We start from the raw sequence: 20,287 nt of genomic DNA, 5'->3' as shown, positions 1-20,287 counted from the left end.
ATTAATTTATTCTACGTTAAATGTGATAGGTAATACAAACCCAGTCTCTACAATTTTTCCGTCTTTTTCTCCTGGCTGCATCTTCGGCAACTCTTGTGCCAATTCTTCTGCATGTTGTTTTAATGTAGGGTGTGGTGCTCTTACTTTAATATCTGTAACATTCCCTTTTTTATCTATCTTAAATTGAATATAAATTCGTTTCCTTCCTGAAGGTAACCCTAAAGTTTTTGCTAAAGAATCGTCAAATTTATCAACTAAAAAACGTTGTAAACTTCTATTAAAACAAGCTTTATCTCCTTCTGCACATCCTGGAAATGTTGGTGCTTTATCCATCATAGAGAAAGGAACCTCTTCTCCTTCTATCTTATTTTCTTTATTAGACTTAACTTTTTGTAGTGAAGCACTCATATCTATAAATAAGATTTTTCTATCCTTATTCTCAAATCCCTCATAAATTTTAAAGTTAACATCTTGACCTCTTCTTTTAAATCTATTTATAACCTCTTTGTATTCAGACAACTCTAGACTTGTTAAGTCTTTTAACTCTACTTTATTTGTTTTAGGCTCTTCAGCTCCCATATACGTATCCATATAAGATTGTTTTGATTCAAAAATTTGCTTATTAATTCCTGCCTCATCTAAATACATAACCGAATTTTCCTTTTGTTGCTCAACGTTACTTGTTTCATTTGAACAAGCAGTATATAAAACCATACTTCCTAATAGCGGAATTAGTAACATATATTTTAATTGTTTAACTTTTTTGGATTGTGTTTTCGTCATCATAATAATTCGTTTTTTGATTAATGAATGTTTGTAAAATTGATTAATGAACGAAATATGCTCAACCTGAAAAATATCAGCGAGTAAATGGTTTATATAGTTTTCTTTTTTATCTGATTTGCTGGCTACAGCATCTGAAATATATTCATGAACTAATGAAATACGGTTTTGATATACATATACTATTGGATTAAACCACATTACTATTTTTAAAAACTCAAAAAACAATAAATCTATCGTGTGTTTTTCTTCGCTATGTACTAACTCATGCTGAATGATTTTTTCTCTTTTTTGAGAAGGAATGTCATTTCCTAAAAAAATATAGTTGAAAAATGAAAAAGCTTTGGTTTCATTTGGAAGCAATATCAATTTATAATTGTCCTTTCGGGTAGTTCCGTGCCGTAAAACTAATCGTATAATACGCTCTAATTTTACTAAAAACACGATAAGAAACAATATGCATCCACTCCAAAACAATACATCTAAATAAGTAATGGTTTGATACCAAGCCGCTTTTTCAATTACTTTTTGAGGTGACAACACTACCTCTGGTAATAGAATGTAATATTCTTGCGGTACTGCTTTTTGAACTGTTGGAATTTTAAACAAAGGCAATACAAACGATAGCACTGCTGTACCCAGCAAATACCATCGGTTTTTGGTAAAAAAGGTTTCTTTGCTTAAAAAGAAATCGTACACAGCTACAAAAAGCACCTGAAATAATACAACTTGAATGATATAGTTTATCATGGCTTCTTATTTTTATTCACTTCTTTTAAAATACTCTCTAGCTCTTGAATATCCATTTTATTTTCTTTCATAAAAAATGATACCATACTTTTAAATGAGCCTCCAAAATAACCGTTCATTAGTTTGTGTAAACTATCATTACTGTACTCTGCCTTTTCTACTAACGGATAATACTCGTACCCTCTACCTTTTGGTTTATGCCCTACAAACTCCTTAGTTTCTAAAATCCTGATGATTGTTGAAACTGTGTTGTATGCTGGTTTAGGTTCTGGTAATTGTTCTATTACTTCTTTTACCGAAGCTATTTTTAGCTCCCACAACACCTTCATTATTTGCTCTTCTGCCTTCGTTAACTGTTTACTCATTTTAATGATTTAAATATTTTATCTTACCACATTGGGCGTACTTTTCTTTTCTTTTTAAATCTATTTTAAGCTTTGTAATATTTTCAGACAATAACTTTTCATAGGCTTCTTTTTTACCATCGGTAACATTTTCATTCATTACTTTAAATACCATATAGTCCACTTCTCCATTTTTATTAAAATAGATTTTGTTGAGTATTATTATAGAATTACCCTTTATCTCCCATTCAAAATCATTTTCTTTCAAAATCTCCCCTACTTGTTTATGAAAATTAATCCAAGATTTTCTCACTTCTTCATACTCCTCATCTGCTGTAAATTCTGGATTCAACAAATTTTTATACTTGGTATCTAATTCTAACTTTTTTATTTCATCAAATGCTATTTTATCTTGAAGGTTTACAACTATTCCTTTATTTTCTTTATTACATGAAAATAACACAAATAATAAACAAATTAGTAATCCTCTTTTCACTTCTAATACTTTTTAAATTACACAAACAAATATAACTAAAAAATTAGTTTAAACTAATTTTTTAGTTACAAGTATGTAACAAAGCTTTAATATCTTCGTCTTATCAATAAAAAAATTAATGGATTTATTTTTAGTGATACTAGGTTTTGCATTTGTTTGTTTAGGAATAATTGGCTCTTTTTTACCTGTATTGCCGGGACCTATTACTAGCTGGGTAGGCTTACTTTTATTACACTTCACCAAAGTTATACCACAAAATTGGACATTTTTAGGAATCACCTTAGCTATTGCTGTCATTATATTTTTTCTTGATTATTTTATCCCAGCTATAGGAACCAAACATTTTGGAGGTACAAAATATGGGGTATACGGTACTACAATTGGTTTAATTATAGGATTACTCTCTCCTATTCCTTTCGGAATTTTTATCGGTGCTCTGATTGGTGCTCTAATTGGTGAATTAATGTATGACAGTAAAGATACTAACAGAGCTATTAAAGCTTCTTTTGGTGCATTTTTAGGGTTTTTAGCTTCTGCCACTATTAAGTTTTTGATCTCTACAGTATTTCTTGTATTATTTATTGTAAAGTTTTGGGAATATAAAAGTGCCTTCTTTTAGAAAAGCATCCTCTTCGTACTTTATTTAGGTTATCTAACACTCTATTTAAGGGAGAAAAAAGACAAATGAACTTAGCCCCGATTGTAGTATTTGTTTAAGCTCCTTGCAAAGAACGAATGCGGAAAGCGGGAAACAGCTTCTAAAAAAACGTAAATAAAGCGCAAAAAAAAAGCAACCCATCTAAGGGAAGCTTTCCATTGGTTAACAAAACCATGATACTATTTAAAGTATCTAACAACACAACTAAACGCTGCCTTTTTTGAATTTGACAGCCTGCAAATATACACCCTTTTTAGAAAAACACAAATTAAAATAACTTTTTTTTATAAAATCTATATTACACTACCATTGCTTAATTTTGTAATTGATTGTATCTTTGCACCTTCAAATTAAAATTACTTAAAAATTAAGTCAATGCAATTATCAGAACAAGAAGTTGTACGTAGAGAAAAGCTATCAAAATTACGTGAATTGGGTATTAATCCATACCCAGCAGATTTATTTCCATTAGATTCTAATTCCAAACAGATTAAACAGGAGTTTAAAGAAGGAAAGAAGGTCGTAATTGCTGGTAGGTTAATGTCTCGTCGTATTCAAGGAAAGGCTTCTTTTGCTGAATTGCAAGATAGTGAAGGGCGTATTCAAGTGTACTTTAATAGAGATGAAATTTGTACTGGAGAAGACAAAACTTTGTACAACGATGTATACAAGAAATTACTAGATATTGGTGATTTTGTAGGTATTGAAGGAGAGTTGTTTAAAACTCAAGTAGGTGAAATTACTGTAATGGTAAAAGGTTTTAAATTATTAAGTAAATCTTTAAAACCCTTACCATTACCAAAGATAGATGCTGAAGGAAATACTTTTGACGGATTTACCGATCCTGAAATGCGTTACCGTCAGCGTTATGCTGATTTAGTGGTAAATCCGCAAGTAAAAGAAGTATTTGTAAAGCGTACAAAATTATTTAATGCGATGCGTCAGTTTTTTAATGATGCTGGATATTTTGAAGTAGAAACCCCAATTTTACAACCTATCGCTGGTGGAGCTGCTGCAAGACCTTTTGTTACGCATCATAATGCATTAGATATTCCATTGTATATGCGTATTGCAAATGAGTTATACTTAAAGCGTTTAATCGTAGGTGGTTTTGATGGAGTTTATGAGTTTTCTAAAAACTTCCGTAACGAAGGAATGGACAGAACACATAATCCAGAATTTACTGCAATGGAAATTTATGTAGCTTATAAAGACTACAATTGGATGATGGAATTCACAGAAAAATTATTAGAACATTGTGCTTTGGCAGTGAACGGAACTACGGAAGCAACTTTTGGAGAGCATAAAGTAGATTTTAAAGCTCCATATGCACGTGTTACTATGGCAGATTCTATAAAACACTTTACTGGTTTTGACATCTACGGAAAGTCAGAAGATGAAATTAGAAAAGCAGCTAAAGGAATGGGAATAGAAGTGGATGACACCATGGGTAAAGGAAAGTTAATTGATGAGATTTTTGGTGAAAAATGTGAAGGAAACTACATTCAACCAACATTTATTACCGATTATCCGAAAGAAATGTCTCCGTTGTGTAAAGAGCATCGTGATAATCCTGAATTAACTGAGCGTTTTGAGTTAATGGTATGTGGTAAAGAAATTGCCAATGCTTATTCTGAATTGAATGACCCAATCGATCAACGTGAACGTTTTGAAGCACAATTAAAATTAGCAGCTCGTGGTGATGATGAAGCAGGTGAATTTATTGATCAAGACTTCTTACGTGCTTTAGAATATGGTATGCCTCCTACTTCTGGTTTAGGAATTGGGATGGATCGTTTGGTAATGTATTTAACGAATAATCCGTCTATTCAAGAAGTATTATTTTTTCCTCAAATGAAACCAGAAAAACAGGCTCCTTCTGTTGAACTGAACGATGATGAAAAAGCTTTGTTAGTTTTGCTAGAAAAAGCTGAAAAAATAGCATTGAACGAGTTAAAATCTCAAAGCGGTTTATCAAATAAAAAATGGGACAAAACTATTAAAGGTTTAACCAAAAATAGTCTTGCAAAAGTTGAGAAAACTGAAGAAGGTTTGTTTGTTGAAATCATATAATGATATTCTTATCTTGTTTTACACTAAATTGGTTATTATTTATTTTTTAATACTACCAGTAAAAAATTAAAACAAGAATTATTTGTAAATAGAAAAACAATATCAATATTTTTTTTCTCTAGTAAATCAAATAACCAAACCTAATTAAGAAAACTTACAGCTTTAATTGAGTTGTAAATTATGATATATATAAAATGCTCCAGAAAATACTGGAGCATTTTTTTTAAACAAGATTTTTATCTAATGTTTCAAACAAATTAGGTATGTTATTAGTTACCACATGCTCCAATATTATTCCATCCACTAGCTGTTTTCTCATATAAATTTCCTTGATATGTTACTTTATCTCCTGCAACATAATAATTATACTGATTATATTCAGCTACACCTTCACAAATATCGGCAGGAGGGTTACTACCACATGTTCCAAGATTATTCCATCCTCCTGTACGTTTTTGATATAAACTTCCTTGATACGTTACTTTATCTCCTTCAACATAATAATTATACTGATTATATTCAGCTACACCTTCACAAATATCATCATTAGGAGGATTAGAGTCTCCAGGGTATATTCTAGCAATAAAAGATTTATCTGTTGCTGACAATTGAGTATTTCTCCCTACTCCAACACCATCTGTAGTATGTTCTGCAGGAACTGGGTAGTGCATTATTGATAGTCTGTCATAGTCACTATAATTAGAACTACTTGCTGAAATACGGTTAAATAAATTATTATCTACCTGTGATCTAGACCAGTAATTAGGTGCCCCTGCGTAGTATGCATATACCACTTCTTTATTCCAATTAATTCCAGCGACAGGATTTTGATGTTCATGAACCAAACCAAGTGCATGACCAAATTCATGAATTGTAGTTCTTCTGAATTCGGTGTCAGATGTATTATTGTTAAACCATCCAAAATGCATACTATGTGAAGAGTTGTTAGAATCAGTTCCTAAATAAGACCAAGATCCGCTATCGTTAGCAAATTGACCTTCTCTAAAACCAATCTTAATATTTGCACTACTATTTGAAGACACCCATTCAAATTTGATATTCGCATAATTTTCCCATTCTACAGCGTATTGTTTTACTTTAGATTGAACAAAATTATTTCCATTTAAAAATTTTACCCTAATAGTTTGACCGCTTTTCCATTGCTTCGTTTTAATACTGGCCCCTTTTTCCATTTTGCCCTCATCATTATTCCATTTTTCGATACATACATGAGGAACTTCATTTTGAGTTGTAACGACATCCGTTTCTAAAATGTCATCTGTATTTTTTTCACAATTATATAATAAAAGTGAAAGTGATGTTACTAAAACTAGTTTAGTTAAATTTAATTTTTTCATAATTACTTCTTAATTTAAATTAGTATTAGATTAGTTAACGCTCATTATTTAAAAATTATTATATCTCTTATTACTTTTTTTAAAATTATTTAACTTTTTTTAACTTAAGAATTATCATTTTAATATAAATTCTCTGTGAAATTATTATTTTTTTAACAAAAAAAACGTAAAATATTAAATTCTTACTTAAAACGGAAAAAGCTAAAATCATATAAGCTAAATCTTCCTATAACATGAGCATACAATACTTCTTGTATTTCATTATTTTATAAAAGTCAATTATTTTTCATAACTTTAAAGTGCTATGAAAAAATTGTTAGAGTACCCTCCTTTTCACTTTTTGTTGTGCTTTATTGTTGGCATAGCACTTCAGTTCTATATACAGATTTGGCTGTATGGTTTTATATACTTGCTTTCTTCTTTAATAGGTTTTTTAATTATTCTTTATTTTTTAAAAAGATCTTCAACACGAAAAGTGTTTAGCACAGTTAGTTTGCTGTTCTTTATTTTTATTGGAGTTAGTACTACGTATATTCACAATCCAAAGAATTACTCAAGTTATTATGAACGTCAATTAACAAATAATTCTACTTCAACACTTACCATACAAAAAGTATTAAAATCTGGGAGTTACTTCACAAAATATGTCGCAAAAGTTTCACATGTTGATTCTACTAAAACTATTGGATATATTCTTCTAAACATTCAAAAAGACAGTATACTTGGTTCTTTAAACGTAGGAAATCGAGTTTTTATCAAAACTCCTTTTAAAGAATTGATTCCACCTTTAAACCCACATCTGTTTGATTATAAACAATATTTAGCAAAACAGTATATTAATCACCAAGTGTTTATAAGTAAGCATCAATTCAAGAAACTTGAAAACTCAAAACTTTCTTTAATCAGTTTATCTGCTCATATTAGAGAAAGAATACAAACCTCTTTAAAAAAATATCATTTTTCAAACGATGAATTTGCGGTGATTAACGCACTGCTTCTTGGTCAACGACAAGAGATTTCCAAAGGGTTACTGGAAAGTTACACCAATGCAGGCGCGATTCATATTCTAGCTATTTCAGGATTACATATTGGTATTTTACTGTTATTGCTCTCCCATTTTTTCAAACCTTTGGAGAGGTTGCCAAATGGAACACATATAAAAATCATTTGCATTGTATTGTTACTTTGGAGTTTTGCTTTCATAGCTGGTTTGTCTGCCTCTGTAGTTAGAGCGGTGACCATGTTTACTTTTGTAGCTATTGGGCAATCATTTAAACGAAAAAAGGTTGTTGAGTACTCCTTAATTAGTTCTATGTTCATCTTGCTTTTAATAAAGCCAATATTTTTATTTGATGTTGGTTTTCAATTAAGTTATCTAGCTGTTTTTGGTATCGTTTGGGTACAACCTATACTTTACAATCTTTGGAATCCTAAACTTTGGATACTTAACAAATTTTGGAGTTTGTTTACAGTTTCAATAGCTGCACAAGCAGGGGTTTTGCCTATTAGTTTGTATTATTTTCATCAATTTCCAGGATTATTTATTATATCAAACCTTATTATCATTCCTTTTTTAGCTGCAATATTACTCTTAGGAATTCTAGTAATTATTTTATCAACTCTAAATATCTTGCCACAGGTCATCGCCAATATTTATGGGTTCATTATTTCAATAATGAATGATTTTGTAAATTGGATTTCACATCAAGAAGGTTTTTTATTAAAAGAGATATCAATGTCTTTATTAGCAATGCTAGTTTGGTATATTTTTATTGTTCTCGTATATCAAACTTGGATTCATAAAGTTTCAAAAAACATTATTCTTTTATTAACTTCAATTATTGTTTTGCATGGAGTCTATTTTTATGAGAAACATCACATTAATAGCAAGGATGAGTTTATTATTTTTCATAAAAACAGATATTCTATATTGGGAAAAAGAAATGGTAATAAGCTAGCGATTTATAGTTTTTTAAATGATTCTATCCTTTCTCAAGAAAAATTATTACAATCCTATAAGATTGGTGAACATGTTTCTTCTAAAAGTATTGATTCTATTTTTAATATCATATTGTATAACAATACATATATTTTAGTTGTGGATAGTTTGGGCATTTATCAAATAAATGGAATGCAAAACCCAGTAGTAATACTACAAAACAGTCCTAAAATAAATTTAAATAGACTTATTACTTCGCTAAAACCTCAGCAAATTATAGCAGATGGCAGTAACTACAAATCATACATTAATAGATGGAAAGAAACCTGTAATAAACAAAAAACACCATTTTGGTATACTGGTCTAAATGGTGCTTATATTTTTAAAGAATAAGTTTTACATGGCACTCTTAAAGTTTTTTTCAAACTCTTTCCATGGTGTATTCTTGTAATTATTTTTATTAAAATAAGCTAGTATTTTTTCGAATTTTTTTTCTTCTAAATATCCAGGAACGTTTTGTAGTAACTGTTTTTCTGTATTAAAAAAAGCTGTTGAAGGATAACTTAGCTTACCTTTCATAATTGCTGCTGCTAGCTCATGATAACCTCTTCTTCCTTGTGCCTTGAAGGTAAATGTTTTTCCTTGAAAAGAAATATCTTCTTTAGCTTCCCCATTTAGTTTTACAGGGTAATAATGGGTATTTATATAATCAACGATGATTTTGTTTTTATATGTAGTCTTATCCATTCTTTTACACCAACCACACCAGTCGGTATATATGTCTACTAAAATTGGTTTGGGATTTTTCTCGCTCATTGTCATCGCTTCTTCAAAGCTTAACCAATTTATTTTATCTTGTGCCTTTAACCCAAACGAGCAAATGGCTAAAACCGCTACTAAAATTATTTTTCTCATATCTGTATAGTCTCAATAAGTATTCCAAATTTACAAAAAAACCTGTCAACTTTTTTAAGATTGACAGGTTCTCTTTATTTTTTAACTTTTATTATAGAGTTATTTAACTCCATGCATAAGCTTTTTTAATAAAGGATGAAGTGCAAAAGACACTAATCCAAGGGCAATTGGAACTATGGTAAATATTAAGAAAAAATATGACAATCCACTTTCTTCAGTAATTTTTTCAATATCTCCTCCAATGTAGTGTGCTAATTTATTCCCTATAGCAATTGCTAAATAATATACTCCAAACATAAAGGCCACCATTCTTGCCGGAACTAATTTACTTAAGTATGAGAGTCCCATTGGAGATAAGCATAGTTCTCCAAGAGTATGAAATAAATACGCTAATACTAACCATATCATACTTAATTTAGCAGTCTTAGCTCCCAAAGGAATTTCCATTGTTGCATAAGCTAATAAACCAAATCCTATAGCCATAATTATTAATCCTAAACCATATTTTACAGAAGCTGGTGGATTATATTTACTATCCCACCATTTAGTAAACAACGGTGCAAATGCTATAATAAATAAAGAATTTAAAATAGCAAACCAAGTAATTGGCACTTCAGCCTTAGGGTCACTAAACTCTATATACAATTTATACAAAATAATAGCCCATACAATTAAGAAACTTATCCCTAAAATAATGTTAGACAAACTTATTTTATTGAAAGTTTTCTTAAATAGACTTATTAATACATATGTTATAATTCCCATAGGAACAACTGTTACTAATAAATCAATTATTTTAAAAACACTTCCTGCTGTACCTTCTAATACTCTATCAGTAAAATCTCTTGTATAAATAGGTAAAGAACCCGCAGCTTGTTCAAAAGCAGCCCAAAAGAATATTGTAAATAAGCAGAAAATTGTAAACGCTATCATTCTGTCACGTTCAATTTTAGTATATCTTGGAATTCTTACAATTAATAATATAATAAAACTTATAGCTGCTACCAATGCAAAAAACAATGAATCTGTCATTCCTGCCACTGTAAAGTTCAGTGATTGTATATTGCCTATTTTGCTCAAAGGATCATTAATAATAAATATCAATGCAGATATAATAAAGACACCAATTAAAGTATAATCAATTGTAGAAAATCTATTAAGTTTAACACCATCATTTTTTGGATTCTCAACTAAAGTATCGATCATATCTTTATCTTCATTTTGAGGTTTATCTCCTAAACTTCCAAAAAGTGGTTGTGCTAAATAAAATTGAATCATTCCTAGTAACATAAAGACACCTGCTAAACCAAAACCATAACTCCATCCGATTTTTTCACCTACCCATCCGCAAAGCATAATTCCTATAAAAGCTCCTGCATTAACTCCCATATAGAAGATATTATAAGCTCCATCTTTTTTATCGTCTTTACCAACATACATTTTAGAAATAATAGAAGTCATGTTAGGTTTAAAAAAACCATTCCCTACAATTAATAATCCGATACCTATGTATAAGAAAGTTGGGGTTTCTACAGCCATAGCTGCATGTCCTAACGTCATTAATAATGCGCCTATAACTACAGCCATTCGGTAACCTATTTTATTGTCTGCTAACCATCCTCCAATTATGGGTGTTAGATACACAAAAAGCGCATAAGTTCCTAACAAGGATAGTGCTGCTGATGTGTCCCATCCCCAACCAGGATTACTACCTGTTACGGCTCCTGTTAAAAAAATCACCAAGATAGCACGCATTCCGTAGTACGAAAAACGCTCCCACATTTCAGTAAAAAACAAAACGAACAACCCTGCTGGATGCCCTAAAACTTTGTCTTTAAATAGATTTTCAATATCTGTACTCATACTTTTTAATATATAGTTTATAATAGAAAAAACCTTGGTGATATAATTATCACCAAGGTTTGTATGTTTTAATTATCTGCTAATTCAAAACCTTCTGCTTCTTCATATTTTAGATCTCTTTCATTGTCTTCTGCTCCATGGGTCAATGCTTCTAGTTTTTTTCTAAACAATAGCATTAACAATCCAAAAGAAACACAAAAAACTGCTATTCCTGTAAAAATTGTAAATTCTCCTAAACTTTCTGAAGCTTCCCCTAGAAGTCCTGCTACCTTATTACCTAAACCAGTCATGGCAAAGTAAACTCCCATCATTAAAGACGCATATTTTACAGGTGCTAGTTTAGTTATATAAGATAAAGCTACTGGTGAAATACATAATTCTCCAACTGTATGGAATAAATACGCTAGTACTAACCAGTACATTGCCGAAGTTCCTTCACTATGAAATTGAGCTGATGCTCCAGTCATAAAGAAAAAACCTGCTCCCATGATTATTAATCCAATAATCATTTTAAACAAACCTGTAGATAATTTCCCTTTTAGTTTTCTCTTAGCCCAATATGCTGCTACTGATGTACCTAAAACAATTATAAAGAATGCATTTAATGATTGGAACCATGATGCAGGAACTTCAAAACTTCCTAACATTCTCCCTGTTTTTTCAGAAGCATAAATATTCATTAATCCTCCTGCTTGCTCAAATGCTCCCCAGAAAATAATAACTAATAAGAAAGAAATTAAAAGAACCACAACTCTATCTTTCTCTATTTTTGTTAAAGGTTTATTCATAGCCTCTTTATCCTCTTCATTTTCTGATGTACCTAAGTAATCTCCTACACCTTGCAAATGTTTTTGACCTAATACATATTGAAGTAACCCTAAAGCCATTCCTATTCCTGCTAGTCCAAATCCGTAGTGCCATCCGTAAGTTTCACCTACATAACCAACTATTAATGCTGATAAAAATGCTCCTACATTAATACCTATATAAAAGATAGTAAAACCTTTATCTCTTCTAATATCTCCTTGTTTGTACAAACCACCTACCATGGTTGAAATATTTGGTTTCAACATTCCAACACCTGCTATAATTAATCCTAAACCAGTATAAAATGCCCACATTTGCTCTATTGCTAATACACTATGACCTGCAACTAATAAAATCCCTCCAAATAAAACAGATTTTTTTTGTCCTAAAAATTTATCTGCAATCCAACCTCCAGGTATAGACATTAAGTACACTAGCATTGTATAAGTACCATATAATGATAGCGCATCTCCATTAGACCAACCTAAACCAGCATTTTCATCAGTAGTTTGAGCTACTAAGTACAACACTAATATTGCTCTCATTCCGTAGTATGAGAAACGCTCCCACATTTCTGTAAAAAACAGTACATAAAGTCCCGCAGGATGTCCGAATAATTCTTTTCGTTTCATAGAAGTTGAATTTACCATATTTTATAAGTTATTTTTAATAAAGTTTGTCATTTTGGTATACAGATGTAAACGTGTGTTACCTCCATAAATACCATGGTTTTTATCTGGGTACATTCCCCATTCAAATTGTTTATTAGCTTGAATTAAGGCTTCTGCCATTCTATAAGCATTTTGCACATGTACATTATCATCACCTGTACCATGAATCAACAAATATTTGCCTTTTAATAATTCTGGATAATTTAATGGTGAGTTCTCATCATAACCAGCAGGATTTTCTTCTGGTGTACGCATGTAACGTTCTGTGTAAATTGTATCGTAAAAGCGCCAAGTTGTAACTGGTGCCACTGCAATGGCTGCAGCAAACACGTCATTTCCTTTTAACAAACAGTTTGTACTCATATGACCTCCAAAAGACCATCCCCAAATACCAATTCTATCAGCGTCAACATACGATAATTTTGCTAACTCTTTAGCCACAGAAATTTGGTCTTCAGTTTCATACTTTACTAAATTCATGTAAGTAACTTTCTTAAAGTCACGACCTTTAAAACCTGTACCTCTACCATCTACACAAACAACTATGTAACCATTTTGTGCTAACATTTGGTGCCAATAATCATTTGAACCATTCCAACTATTTTTTACATTTTGAGAACCTGGTCCTGAATATTGATACATTAACACAGGGTACTTTTTATTGGTATCAAAATTTACAGGTTTTATAGTATACATATTTAAGTCGTTTCCGTTTACATTAATTGTAGAAAACTCTTTTTTACTTAAATTATACCCTGCAATAGTTTCTTTTAAGTCTGCATTATTTTTTATAGTCTTTAACACCTTCCCTTCATCATTTCTTAACGTGTACACCGGTGGTGTATTTACATCAGAAAAAGTATGGATGAAATAGTGCATATTTTTACTAAAAGCAGCATTATTTGTTCCTGTAGGATTACTTAATAACTTTTTGTTTTTACCATCTAAAGAAATACTATATACTCCCCTATTAATAGAACCATTTTCTACTGATTGATAGTAAATGGTTTTCTTGTCAGCATTATACCCGTAATATGAAGTAACTTCCCAGTTTCCTTTCGTTACTTGATTCAATAACTTACCATCTTTGTCATAATGATAAATGTGGTTGTATCCATCTTTTTCACTTGTCCAAATAAAACTATTATCGTCTAAAAAAGTTAAATCATCTGTTACATCAACATATGCCTTATCTGTTTCTTTTAAAACTAAACGGCTTCCAAAAGTTGTTGCATCAACAAAATACATTTTTAAATCATTTTGATGACGATTCAATGTACGAACAGCTAATAAATTAGCATCATTTGTCCAGTTAATTCTTGGAATATATTCGTAATCTCCAACCCTGATTTCAGCTGTCTTATTAGTTTTTAATGAAAATATATGTAATGAAACTTTTGCGTTTGTTTCACCTGCTTTTGGGTATTTAAATACATGTTGTGTTGGGTATTTTTCTTTTCCGTATACATCCATTGAAAAGGTTTTAACCTTGCTTTCATCAAAACGTAAAAACGCTAAGCTTTCACTGCTCTTATTCCATTCAAAAGCTTTTACAAAACCAAATTCCTCTTCATATACCCAATCTGTAATACCATTAATGATTTCATTTTTCTTACCATTACTCGTTATTTGAATAACAGTATTATTAGTAAAGTCTTTAATAAATAAATTGTTTGTTTTGGCATATGCCACTTTTTTACTGTCTGGTGAAAAAGTAGGTTCTTGAATGTCTTCACCAATTAAGTCTAATGATTTTGTAGCTATATCATATACGTAGAATGTACCTAAATATGAGTGGCGAAAAATTTGTTTGAAGTTAGTTCCTAAAATTAATTTAGTTTCATCATTGTTAAAACTATATGATTGAAAATACTCTAACCTTTTTAAATCTTTACTATCGACTATGGTTGCTACTTTCTCTAAAGTTTCGTAACTGTATTTATCTACAGTAGAGCTTCCTTCCTCATAATTTAACAGCGAATAAAAATCTCCATTCATAGAGTTTAAAGAGTTCATATAATCGACTCTAAACGTGCCTTTTCGCCATATATCCTCTAAAGAAATATCTTTTTTTTGAGCTTGTACCAGCGAAGATATTCCTATAAACAATAATAATATTTTCTTCATTTTAAGTTGTTGTTTATCTAAAAAGTTTGCCAAGTTTACGGAAAAATAGCCAAAAACCCCCTCAAAAAGTCATAAAAACCAAATATCATAACCATTTTAACAGGATTCATGTATCTTTGAACCATCAAAAATAAATTGAGAATGTCTAAAACGATCTCTGGTTTTTCTAAACTTACCAAAGAAGAAAAAATAGACTGGTTGGCAAAAACTTACTTTAACAATCAACCAGAAATTATACAAACAATTACGCAATATTGGAATATAGATGATAAACTGCAACAATTGCATGATGATTTTATTGAAAATACCATTTCTAACTTTTACATGCCTTATGGAATTGCTCCTAATTTTATAATTAATGGGCGCAGTTATGTAATACCAATGGTAGTTGAAGAAAGTTCTGTTGTTGCTGCCGCATCTTTAGTTGCAAAGTTTTGGAGTACTCGTGGCGGATTTAAAACTGAAGTAATATCTACTACCAAAATTGGTCAAGTACATTTTATATATGCTGGTGATAAAAATGAGTTAAAAGACTATTTCAATCAACAAAAAACCGAATTATACGCAGCTACCGCATCCATTACCAAAAACATGGAAAAACGTGGTGGTGGAATTTTAGATATTCAACTGGTTGATAAAACCGATAAACTTGCAAATTACTATCAATTACATGTTACGTTTGAAACAAAAGATAGTATGGGTGCCAACTTTATCAATTCTTGTTTAGAAGCTATTGCAAAAACTTTTAGAAAAGAAGATGTTGAAATTGTAATGAGTATCCTTTCCAACTATGTTCCTGAATGTTTGGTTAAGGCTGAAGTAAGCTGTACAGTAGGAGAGTTAGGTGGAAAGAATCCTGAGAAGTTTGCTCAAAAGTTTGAGCAAGCTGTTAAAATTGCTGAAATAGAGCCTTACCGTGCAGTTACACACAACAAAGGAATTATGAACGGAATTGATGCTGTTGTGTTAGCTACAGGGAATGATTTTAGAGCAATTGAAGCTGGCGCACATGCGTATGCATCAAAAGACGGACAGTATAAAAGCTTAACACATTGTGAGGTTAAAGATGGAATTTTTAGATTTTGGATTGAAATTCCTTTAGCATTGGGAACTGTAGGTGGCTTAACTTCTTTACACCCTATGGCTAAATTATCGTTAGATATGATGCAAAAACCAAGCGCACGCACCTTAATGCAAATTATTGCTGCTGCTGGTTTAGCTCAAAATTTTGCAGCTTTGCGTGCTTTAACAACCAAAGGAATTCAACATGGACATATGAAAATGCACTTGATGAACATCTTAAATCAGCACAAAGCTACTAATGAAGAAAAAGAAATTGTAGCCACCTATTTTGAAGATAGAACAGCTTCACATAGTACTGTCGTTGAAAAACTAAACGAACTACGTAAGCCTAAAGTACAATGGGTAGATTTTTTAAATGAAGAGGAAGTTTGCAACATTCTATCTAACTTAAAAACCGATGCAAAACCTTTGTTTGGTAAAATGAGCGGGCAACAAATGGTGGAACATTTAAGCTTGGTTACTCAAATTGCGAATGGAAACTGGAAGGTTGACATCTATGTTTCTGATGAGAAATCAGCTAGAAGAAAACCATTTTTAAATTCTGATAGTGAATTACAAATCGGATTTAAAGCTCCGTTTTTATCGGAAGACCCAACTCCGTTAAAGTTTAGTTCTATGAACGAAGCTATTACTGATTTGATTGAGCAAGTGCAGCATTTTGAAACTGTTTTTAATGAAAATCCAAACCGAAAAATAGTACATCCATTTTTTGGAGAGTTGGATTATGAGTATTGGAAAAAATTCCAAGTAAAACATTTTACACATCATTTTAAACAATTTGGGCTGGTATAATGCGACACTATTCTAACGGAAAATTATTACTGACTGGAGAATATGTTGTTTTGGATGGTGCAACATCGTTAGCTGTTCCTACCAAGTTTGGACAAGATTTAATTATTGAACCAATTAAAGAATCACAACTTATTTGGGGAAGTTTTACACATACTGGAGAATGCTGGTTTGAAGCTTCTTTTGATTTACCAAAACTACGATTAACCTCAGCAACGTTTAATTCAGACAAAGAAGGAAGCGCTGAGTTTATTGCTGAAACACTACGTGATATTTTACAAGAAGCGAAACGTTTGAATCCGGAATTTCTAACTACTGAAAACGGTTTTATTGTAAAAACTAACCTAACATTTCCTCAAAACTGGGGATTAGGAAGTTCATCAACCTTAATTAACAATATTGCTACTTGGGCAAGTGTAAATCCGTTTACGTTACTTTGGAATGCTTTTTCTGGAAGTGGTTACGATATTGCTTGTGCAAAACATAACACTCCGATTCTATATCAACTAAAAGAAAAGCAACCTATTGTTAAGGAAGTAAATTTCAACCCAAGTTTTTCTGAAGAATTGTTTTTTGTGTATTTGAATCAAAAACAAAATAGTAGAGAAGGAATTGCTCACTATAAAAAACACAAAGAAGAAGCTAAAATATTAATTCCTGAAATTGACAATTTAACTCAAGAATTTTTAAAAACTAACACCTCTAAAAATTTAGAAAAAATCATTATTGAGCATGAACAAATCATTAGTTCAATTATAAAACAAGGCACTGTAAAAGAAATATTATTTCCCGACTATTTTGGTGAAGTAAAAAGCTTAGGCGCTTGGGGTGGTGATTTTATTTTAGCTACAGGAAATGAAGATACTAAAAGCTATTTTCAACAAAAAGGATTCAATACTATCCTTTCATATAAAGAAATGATTTTATAATGAAAAAAGTAATAATTATTGGTGGTGGAGCTGCAGGTTATTTTACTGCAATTAATGCAAAAGAACTCAATCCTGAATTGGACATTACTATTCTTGAGAAAGGAAAAGAGGTTTTACAAAAAGTAAAAATTTCTGGAGGAGGTCGTTGCAATGTTACGCATGCTTGTTTTGAACCTAAAGAACTAACAAAATTCTATCCAAGAGGTGAAAAAGAGTTATTAGGCCCTTTTTATAAATTCATGACTGGTGATACTTTTGAATGGTTTGAAAATCGCGGAGTTCCTTTAAAAATAGAAGCAGATAATCGTGTATTCCCAGAAGCGAATACATCAAAAGCTATTATAGATTGTTTCCAAAGCGCTGTTGATAACCTCGGAATTACAGTGTTAAAAAATCATGGTGTGAATTCTGTTTATCAACAAGATGATAAATGGGTTATCAACACAAAAAATCAAGTTTTTGAAGCTGATTTCGTAGTGGTTGCCGCAGGAAGTAGTAAAAAAGTATGGGATTTATGTGAGACGCTAAATCACACAGTTATTGAGCCCGTTCCTTCTTTATTCACTTTCAATATAAAAGATAAGCGAATTATTGATTTAGGCGGAATTTCGGTCCCTAATGCAGAAGTTATACTTGTTGGAAGTAACTTGGAAAACTCTGGTCCGTTATTAATTACGCATTGGGGGTTGAGTGGTCCTGCTATTTTAAAATTATCTGCTTTTGGTGCTCGTATTTTAGCAGACAAAAATTATCAATACAACGTACTGGTAAATTGGTTAGGACAAGATACAAATTCTGTTCTGGAAGAATTACAAGAACTAAAGAAGTCACAAGCTAAAAAACAGGTAATTTTAAAATCTCCTTTTAGTGATATTCCTCGTCGATTATGGGAACGATTTGTTACGGCTTCAGAAATAAAAAACAATCAGAATTGGGCTGATGTAAGCAACAAACAGCTTCAAAATTTAGCAAACGAACTTACCAAAGGATTATTCAATGCTAATGGACGTACTACTTTTAAAGAAGAGTTTGTTACTGCTGGTGGTGTAGATTTAAAAGAAATTAACTTTAAACGTTTTGAAAGTAAAAAACACAAAAACTTATTTTTTGTAGGTGAAGTGTTAAATATTGATGCGGTTACTGGTGGCTTCAACTTTCAAAATGCTTGGACAGGTGGTTTTATTTGTGCAAATGCTATTGCTGAATAAATAAAAAATCATTTCGAACAAAGGCTTAAGAATACTTCGTTCGAAATGACTTTATTTTTTTAGTCTTCGTCTTCTCCTTCTTCTTCGTAGCAGTTAAAAATAATAGAGTATCCATACTCTACAGCTTCTTCATACAGTTCTTTTTGTTCTTCGTCTTCTACATCATCTACAGAGTCTAACGTAAAATATTCGTCTTCTATTTCTACTACTTTCCACTCTTCGTTTTTGATGTAAAACTTCGCTAATCGCATAGCTCCTTCAATATCTTTATAATCGATATACAAGCTTACGTAAGCTCCGATAACTTCATCGTAATGTTCAGAAGATTTTTTAGGTTTTGCTAAGGCATTAATTAAAAACATATATCTATTTTTTGTGTTATATTATGCTAATTCTCCTCTGTGAGGCTTTAATGCATCTCTAAAGGTTTTCATATGCTCTTCATCTACTATTATGAAAGCAATGGTGTGCATTTCGTTTAAAGATACAAAATTTACTTCATGATAAGGCAAACTATCAATCTGAGCAAATTCTTTAAGGTGTAAGCAATGATGCTTTGCTGTTTCCAATCCATCTGGACCTTTAAAATCCCAGATTAGTTTAATTTTCCTCATAATGCAAAAATACCCATTTCTATGTTAGAAATGGGTATTTAAATTTACTAACGAATTTAAATTAGTTTTCTCTTTTCCATAACAAGATGATATCAAACAGTCTTCCCAATAGAAAAATAAATAATCCAAAAGTTGGCGCTATTAAACCGACCCTAAAGCCTCCTGCTAAGACCTGTGGTGCTATATCATTAGCCATAGATATAGCTTTCAAAGCACCTAACATTCCTAAAACAAACCCTAATACTCCAAACACAAAAGAAAACAGACTAATAGATTTGATAAGCTTAGAGTTTTTCTCTGTGTTATTTTTCATCCCTCTAATAAACAAAATAACAACAAGCACTAATAATGCTAATAGTGGAATCATAAACGTCCAACCTCCTTCAATAATAAAATTCATAAAATTAGTTTTTAAAATTATACGCTGTAAAAGTAGAATTGACTTTAATTGAATAATTGAAATAACGACAAACTACCAATATCAAACCATATTCAACAAGTTTAATGTTTAAAATAGAAAAACGGTTAAAAAGCCTACTAAATCCTTATTTCATCTATTTTTACTTTTTTTTAAGCTTAAAAATGTGCTTTTTTACAAGATGCTAAAGATATTTACTTCTTTTTTATTTAAAACTCCACTCCATATTTTATACTGGGGGCTTGTTTGGATGTTTTTTTACCTGTTTTTTAGCACAGGGAGTAACAATCCTCAATTCCTATTTTGGTTCACTAGTATTCTTTCTGTCATCTCTATTATAACCTCCTATGTTTTTGCATACAACTTAATACCCAATTATCTACTTACACAAAAATACTGGTCGTTTTTATTATATACTGTTTATGCTATTATTTTTACACTTTTCGGAGTATTAGTAACCGT

At 31.0% G+C, this 20,287-nt stretch carries 17 protein-coding genes; 6 read left to right on the top strand and 11 right to left on the bottom strand.

Annotated features, from left to right (window positions below):
• Window positions 1-6: 6 nt before the first annotated feature.
• From ACKTSW_RS03040 to ACKTSW_RS03030, 3 genes are read right to left on the bottom strand one after another with little or no spacing between them, the layout of a single operon-like run.
• On the bottom strand, window positions 7-1,533 hold the full coding sequence (locus ACKTSW_RS03040) for a M56 family metallopeptidase (RefSeq protein WP_408023798.1): 1,527 nt from the start codon (window positions 1,531-1,533) through the stop codon (window positions 7-9).
• Window positions 1,530-1,898 (bottom strand): BlaI/MecI/CopY family transcriptional regulator, encoded by a 369-nt coding sequence (locus tag ACKTSW_RS03035; RefSeq protein WP_408023797.1) that lies wholly within the window; start codon window positions 1,896-1,898, stop codon window positions 1,530-1,532. The genes ACKTSW_RS03040 and ACKTSW_RS03035 overlap by 4 nt, the downstream gene beginning before the upstream one ends.
• Window position 1,899: 1 nt before the next feature.
• Entirely contained in the window at window positions 1,900-2,373 is a 474-nt protein-coding gene (locus tag ACKTSW_RS03030; RefSeq protein ID WP_408023796.1) for a hypothetical protein, read from the bottom strand.
• 118 nt (window positions 2,374-2,491) lie between these two features.
• Between ACKTSW_RS03030 and ACKTSW_RS03025 the strand changes: the two genes are divergently transcribed.
• Window positions 2,492-2,992, top strand: coding sequence for a DUF456 domain-containing protein (locus ACKTSW_RS03025; RefSeq protein WP_408023795.1), 501 nt, complete (start codon window positions 2,492-2,494; stop codon window positions 2,990-2,992).
• Between the two features lie 414 nt (window positions 2,993-3,406).
• Window positions 3,407-5,104: a lysine--tRNA ligase gene (gene lysS, locus ACKTSW_RS03020; protein ID WP_408023794.1), complete on the top strand. Its 1,698-nt coding sequence runs from the start codon at window positions 3,407-3,409 to the stop codon at window positions 5,102-5,104.
• A 269-nt stretch (window positions 5,105-5,373) separates the two neighbouring features.
• Here the strand turns inward: lysS and ACKTSW_RS03015 are convergent, their stop codons facing one another.
• Entirely contained in the window at window positions 5,374-6,462 is a 1,089-nt protein-coding gene (locus ACKTSW_RS03015; RefSeq protein ID WP_408023793.1) for a matrixin family metalloprotease, read from the bottom strand.
• A 304-nt stretch (window positions 6,463-6,766) separates the two neighbouring features.
• Here ACKTSW_RS03015 and ACKTSW_RS03010 point away from each other — a divergent pair, with 304 nt between their 5' ends.
• Window positions 6,767-8,794, top strand: coding sequence for a ComEC/Rec2 family competence protein (locus tag ACKTSW_RS03010; RefSeq protein WP_408023792.1), 2,028 nt, complete (start codon window positions 6,767-6,769; stop codon window positions 8,792-8,794).
• 3 nt (window positions 8,795-8,797) lie between these two features.
• On the opposite strand, the gene ACKTSW_RS03005 is transcribed toward ACKTSW_RS03010, so the two are convergent.
• From ACKTSW_RS03005 to ACKTSW_RS02990, 4 genes are all read right to left on the bottom strand, one after another.
• Window positions 8,798-9,316 carry a thioredoxin family protein gene (locus ACKTSW_RS03005; protein WP_408023791.1) on the bottom strand — a complete coding sequence of 173 codons (519 nt, stop codon included), beginning with the start codon at window positions 9,314-9,316 and terminating at the stop codon, window positions 8,798-8,800.
• Between the two features lie 99 nt (window positions 9,317-9,415).
• Window positions 9,416-11,179: a peptide MFS transporter gene (locus tag ACKTSW_RS03000; protein WP_408023790.1), complete on the bottom strand. Its 1,764-nt coding sequence runs from the start codon at window positions 11,177-11,179 to the stop codon at window positions 9,416-9,418.
• Window positions 11,180-11,247: 68 nt separating this feature from the next.
• Window positions 11,248-12,618: a peptide MFS transporter gene (locus tag ACKTSW_RS02995; protein WP_408023789.1), complete on the bottom strand. Its 1,371-nt coding sequence runs from the start codon at window positions 12,616-12,618 to the stop codon at window positions 11,248-11,250.
• 21 nt (window positions 12,619-12,639) lie between these two features.
• Window positions 12,640-14,784: a S9 family peptidase gene (locus ACKTSW_RS02990; protein ID WP_408023788.1), complete on the bottom strand. Its 2,145-nt coding sequence runs from the start codon at window positions 14,782-14,784 to the stop codon at window positions 12,640-12,642.
• Between the two features lie 141 nt (window positions 14,785-14,925).
• Between ACKTSW_RS02990 and ACKTSW_RS02985 the strand changes: the two genes are divergently transcribed.
• The 3 genes from ACKTSW_RS02985 to ACKTSW_RS02975 are packed head-to-tail and all read left to right on the top strand — an operon-like array spanning window position 14,926 to window position 18,793.
• Complete coding sequence (locus ACKTSW_RS02985; protein WP_408023787.1) at window positions 14,926-16,659, top strand: hydroxymethylglutaryl-CoA reductase, degradative; 1,734 nt, start codon at window positions 14,926-14,928, stop codon at window positions 16,657-16,659.
• Window positions 16,659-17,585 (top strand): GYDIA family GHMP kinase, encoded by a 927-nt coding sequence (locus ACKTSW_RS02980; RefSeq protein ID WP_408023786.1) that lies wholly within the window; start codon window positions 16,659-16,661, stop codon window positions 17,583-17,585. Before ACKTSW_RS02985 ends, ACKTSW_RS02980 begins: the two co-directional genes overlap by 1 nt.
• Entirely contained in the window at window positions 17,585-18,793 is a 1,209-nt protein-coding gene (locus tag ACKTSW_RS02975) for a BaiN/RdsA family NAD(P)/FAD-dependent oxidoreductase (protein ID WP_408023785.1), read from the top strand. The genes ACKTSW_RS02980 and ACKTSW_RS02975 overlap by 1 nt, the downstream gene beginning before the upstream one ends.
• Before the next feature lie 59 nt (window positions 18,794-18,852).
• Here the strand turns inward: ACKTSW_RS02975 and ACKTSW_RS02970 are convergent, their stop codons facing one another.
• From ACKTSW_RS02970 to ACKTSW_RS02960, 3 genes are all read right to left on the bottom strand, one after another.
• Complete coding sequence (locus tag ACKTSW_RS02970; protein WP_408023784.1) at window positions 18,853-19,155, bottom strand: hypothetical protein; 303 nt, start codon at window positions 19,153-19,155, stop codon at window positions 18,853-18,855.
• Window positions 19,156-19,176: 21 nt separating this feature from the next.
• On the bottom strand, window positions 19,177-19,407 hold the full coding sequence (locus tag ACKTSW_RS02965) for a hypothetical protein (RefSeq protein WP_408023783.1): 231 nt from the start codon (window positions 19,405-19,407) through the stop codon (window positions 19,177-19,179).
• 61 nt (window positions 19,408-19,468) lie between these two features.
• Complete coding sequence (locus ACKTSW_RS02960; RefSeq protein ID WP_408023782.1) at window positions 19,469-19,807, bottom strand: MotA/TolQ/ExbB proton channel family protein; 339 nt, start codon at window positions 19,805-19,807, stop codon at window positions 19,469-19,471.
• Window positions 19,808-20,287 lie beyond the last annotated feature (480 nt).

The sequence above is a fragment of the Tenacibaculum sediminilitoris genome, assembly GCF_964513795.1.
In the GTDB taxonomy this organism is placed as follows: Bacteria; Bacteroidota; Bacteroidia; order Flavobacteriales; family Flavobacteriaceae; genus Polaribacter; species Polaribacter sediminilitoris.
This window is presented reverse-complemented; position numbering and strand designations above follow the sequence as displayed.

Bases quoted from the DNA above. Each gene is read 5' to 3' on its own strand.
- ACKTSW_RS02985 (WP_408023787.1), top strand. From the start codon at position 14,926: ATGTCTAAAACGATCTCTGGTTTTTCTAAACTTACCAAAGAAGAAAAA.
- ACKTSW_RS02965 (WP_408023783.1), bottom strand. From the start codon at position 19,407: ATGAGGAAAATTAAACTAATCTGGGATTTTAAAGGTCCAGATGGATTG.
- ACKTSW_RS02980 (WP_408023786.1), top strand. From the start codon at position 16,659: ATGCGACACTATTCTAACGGAAAATTATTACTGACTGGAGAATATGTT.
- ACKTSW_RS03010 (WP_408023792.1), top strand. From the start codon at position 6,767: ATGAAAAAATTGTTAGAGTACCCTCCTTTTCACTTTTTGTTGTGCTTT.
- ACKTSW_RS02995 (WP_408023789.1), bottom strand. From the start codon at position 12,618: ATGAAACGAAAAGAATTATTCGGACATCCTGCGGGACTTTATGTACTG.
- ACKTSW_RS03040 (WP_408023798.1), bottom strand. From the start codon at position 1,533: ATGATAAACTATATCATTCAAGTTGTATTATTTCAGGTGCTTTTTGTA.
- lysS (WP_408023794.1), top strand. From the start codon at position 3,407: ATGCAATTATCAGAACAAGAAGTTGTACGTAGAGAAAAGCTATCAAAA.
- ACKTSW_RS03025 (WP_408023795.1), top strand. From the start codon at position 2,492: ATGGATTTATTTTTAGTGATACTAGGTTTTGCATTTGTTTGTTTAGGA.
- ACKTSW_RS03035 (WP_408023797.1), bottom strand. From the start codon at position 1,898: ATGAGTAAACAGTTAACGAAGGCAGAAGAGCAAATAATGAAGGTGTTG.
- ACKTSW_RS03000 (WP_408023790.1), bottom strand. From the start codon at position 11,179: ATGAGTACAGATATTGAAAATCTATTTAAAGACAAAGTTTTAGGGCAT.
- ACKTSW_RS02960 (WP_408023782.1), bottom strand. From the start codon at position 19,807: ATGAATTTTATTATTGAAGGAGGTTGGACGTTTATGATTCCACTATTA.
- ACKTSW_RS02970 (WP_408023784.1), bottom strand. From the start codon at position 19,155: ATGTTTTTAATTAATGCCTTAGCAAAACCTAAAAAATCTTCTGAACAT.
- ACKTSW_RS02975 (WP_408023785.1), top strand. From the start codon at position 17,585: ATGAAAAAAGTAATAATTATTGGTGGTGGAGCTGCAGGTTATTTTACT.
- ACKTSW_RS02990 (WP_408023788.1), bottom strand. From the start codon at position 14,784: ATGAAGAAAATATTATTATTGTTTATAGGAATATCTTCGCTGGTACAA.
- ACKTSW_RS03015 (WP_408023793.1), bottom strand. From the start codon at position 6,462: ATGAAAAAATTAAATTTAACTAAACTAGTTTTAGTAACATCACTTTCA.
- ACKTSW_RS03005 (WP_408023791.1), bottom strand. From the start codon at position 9,316: ATGAGAAAAATAATTTTAGTAGCGGTTTTAGCCATTTGCTCGTTTGGG.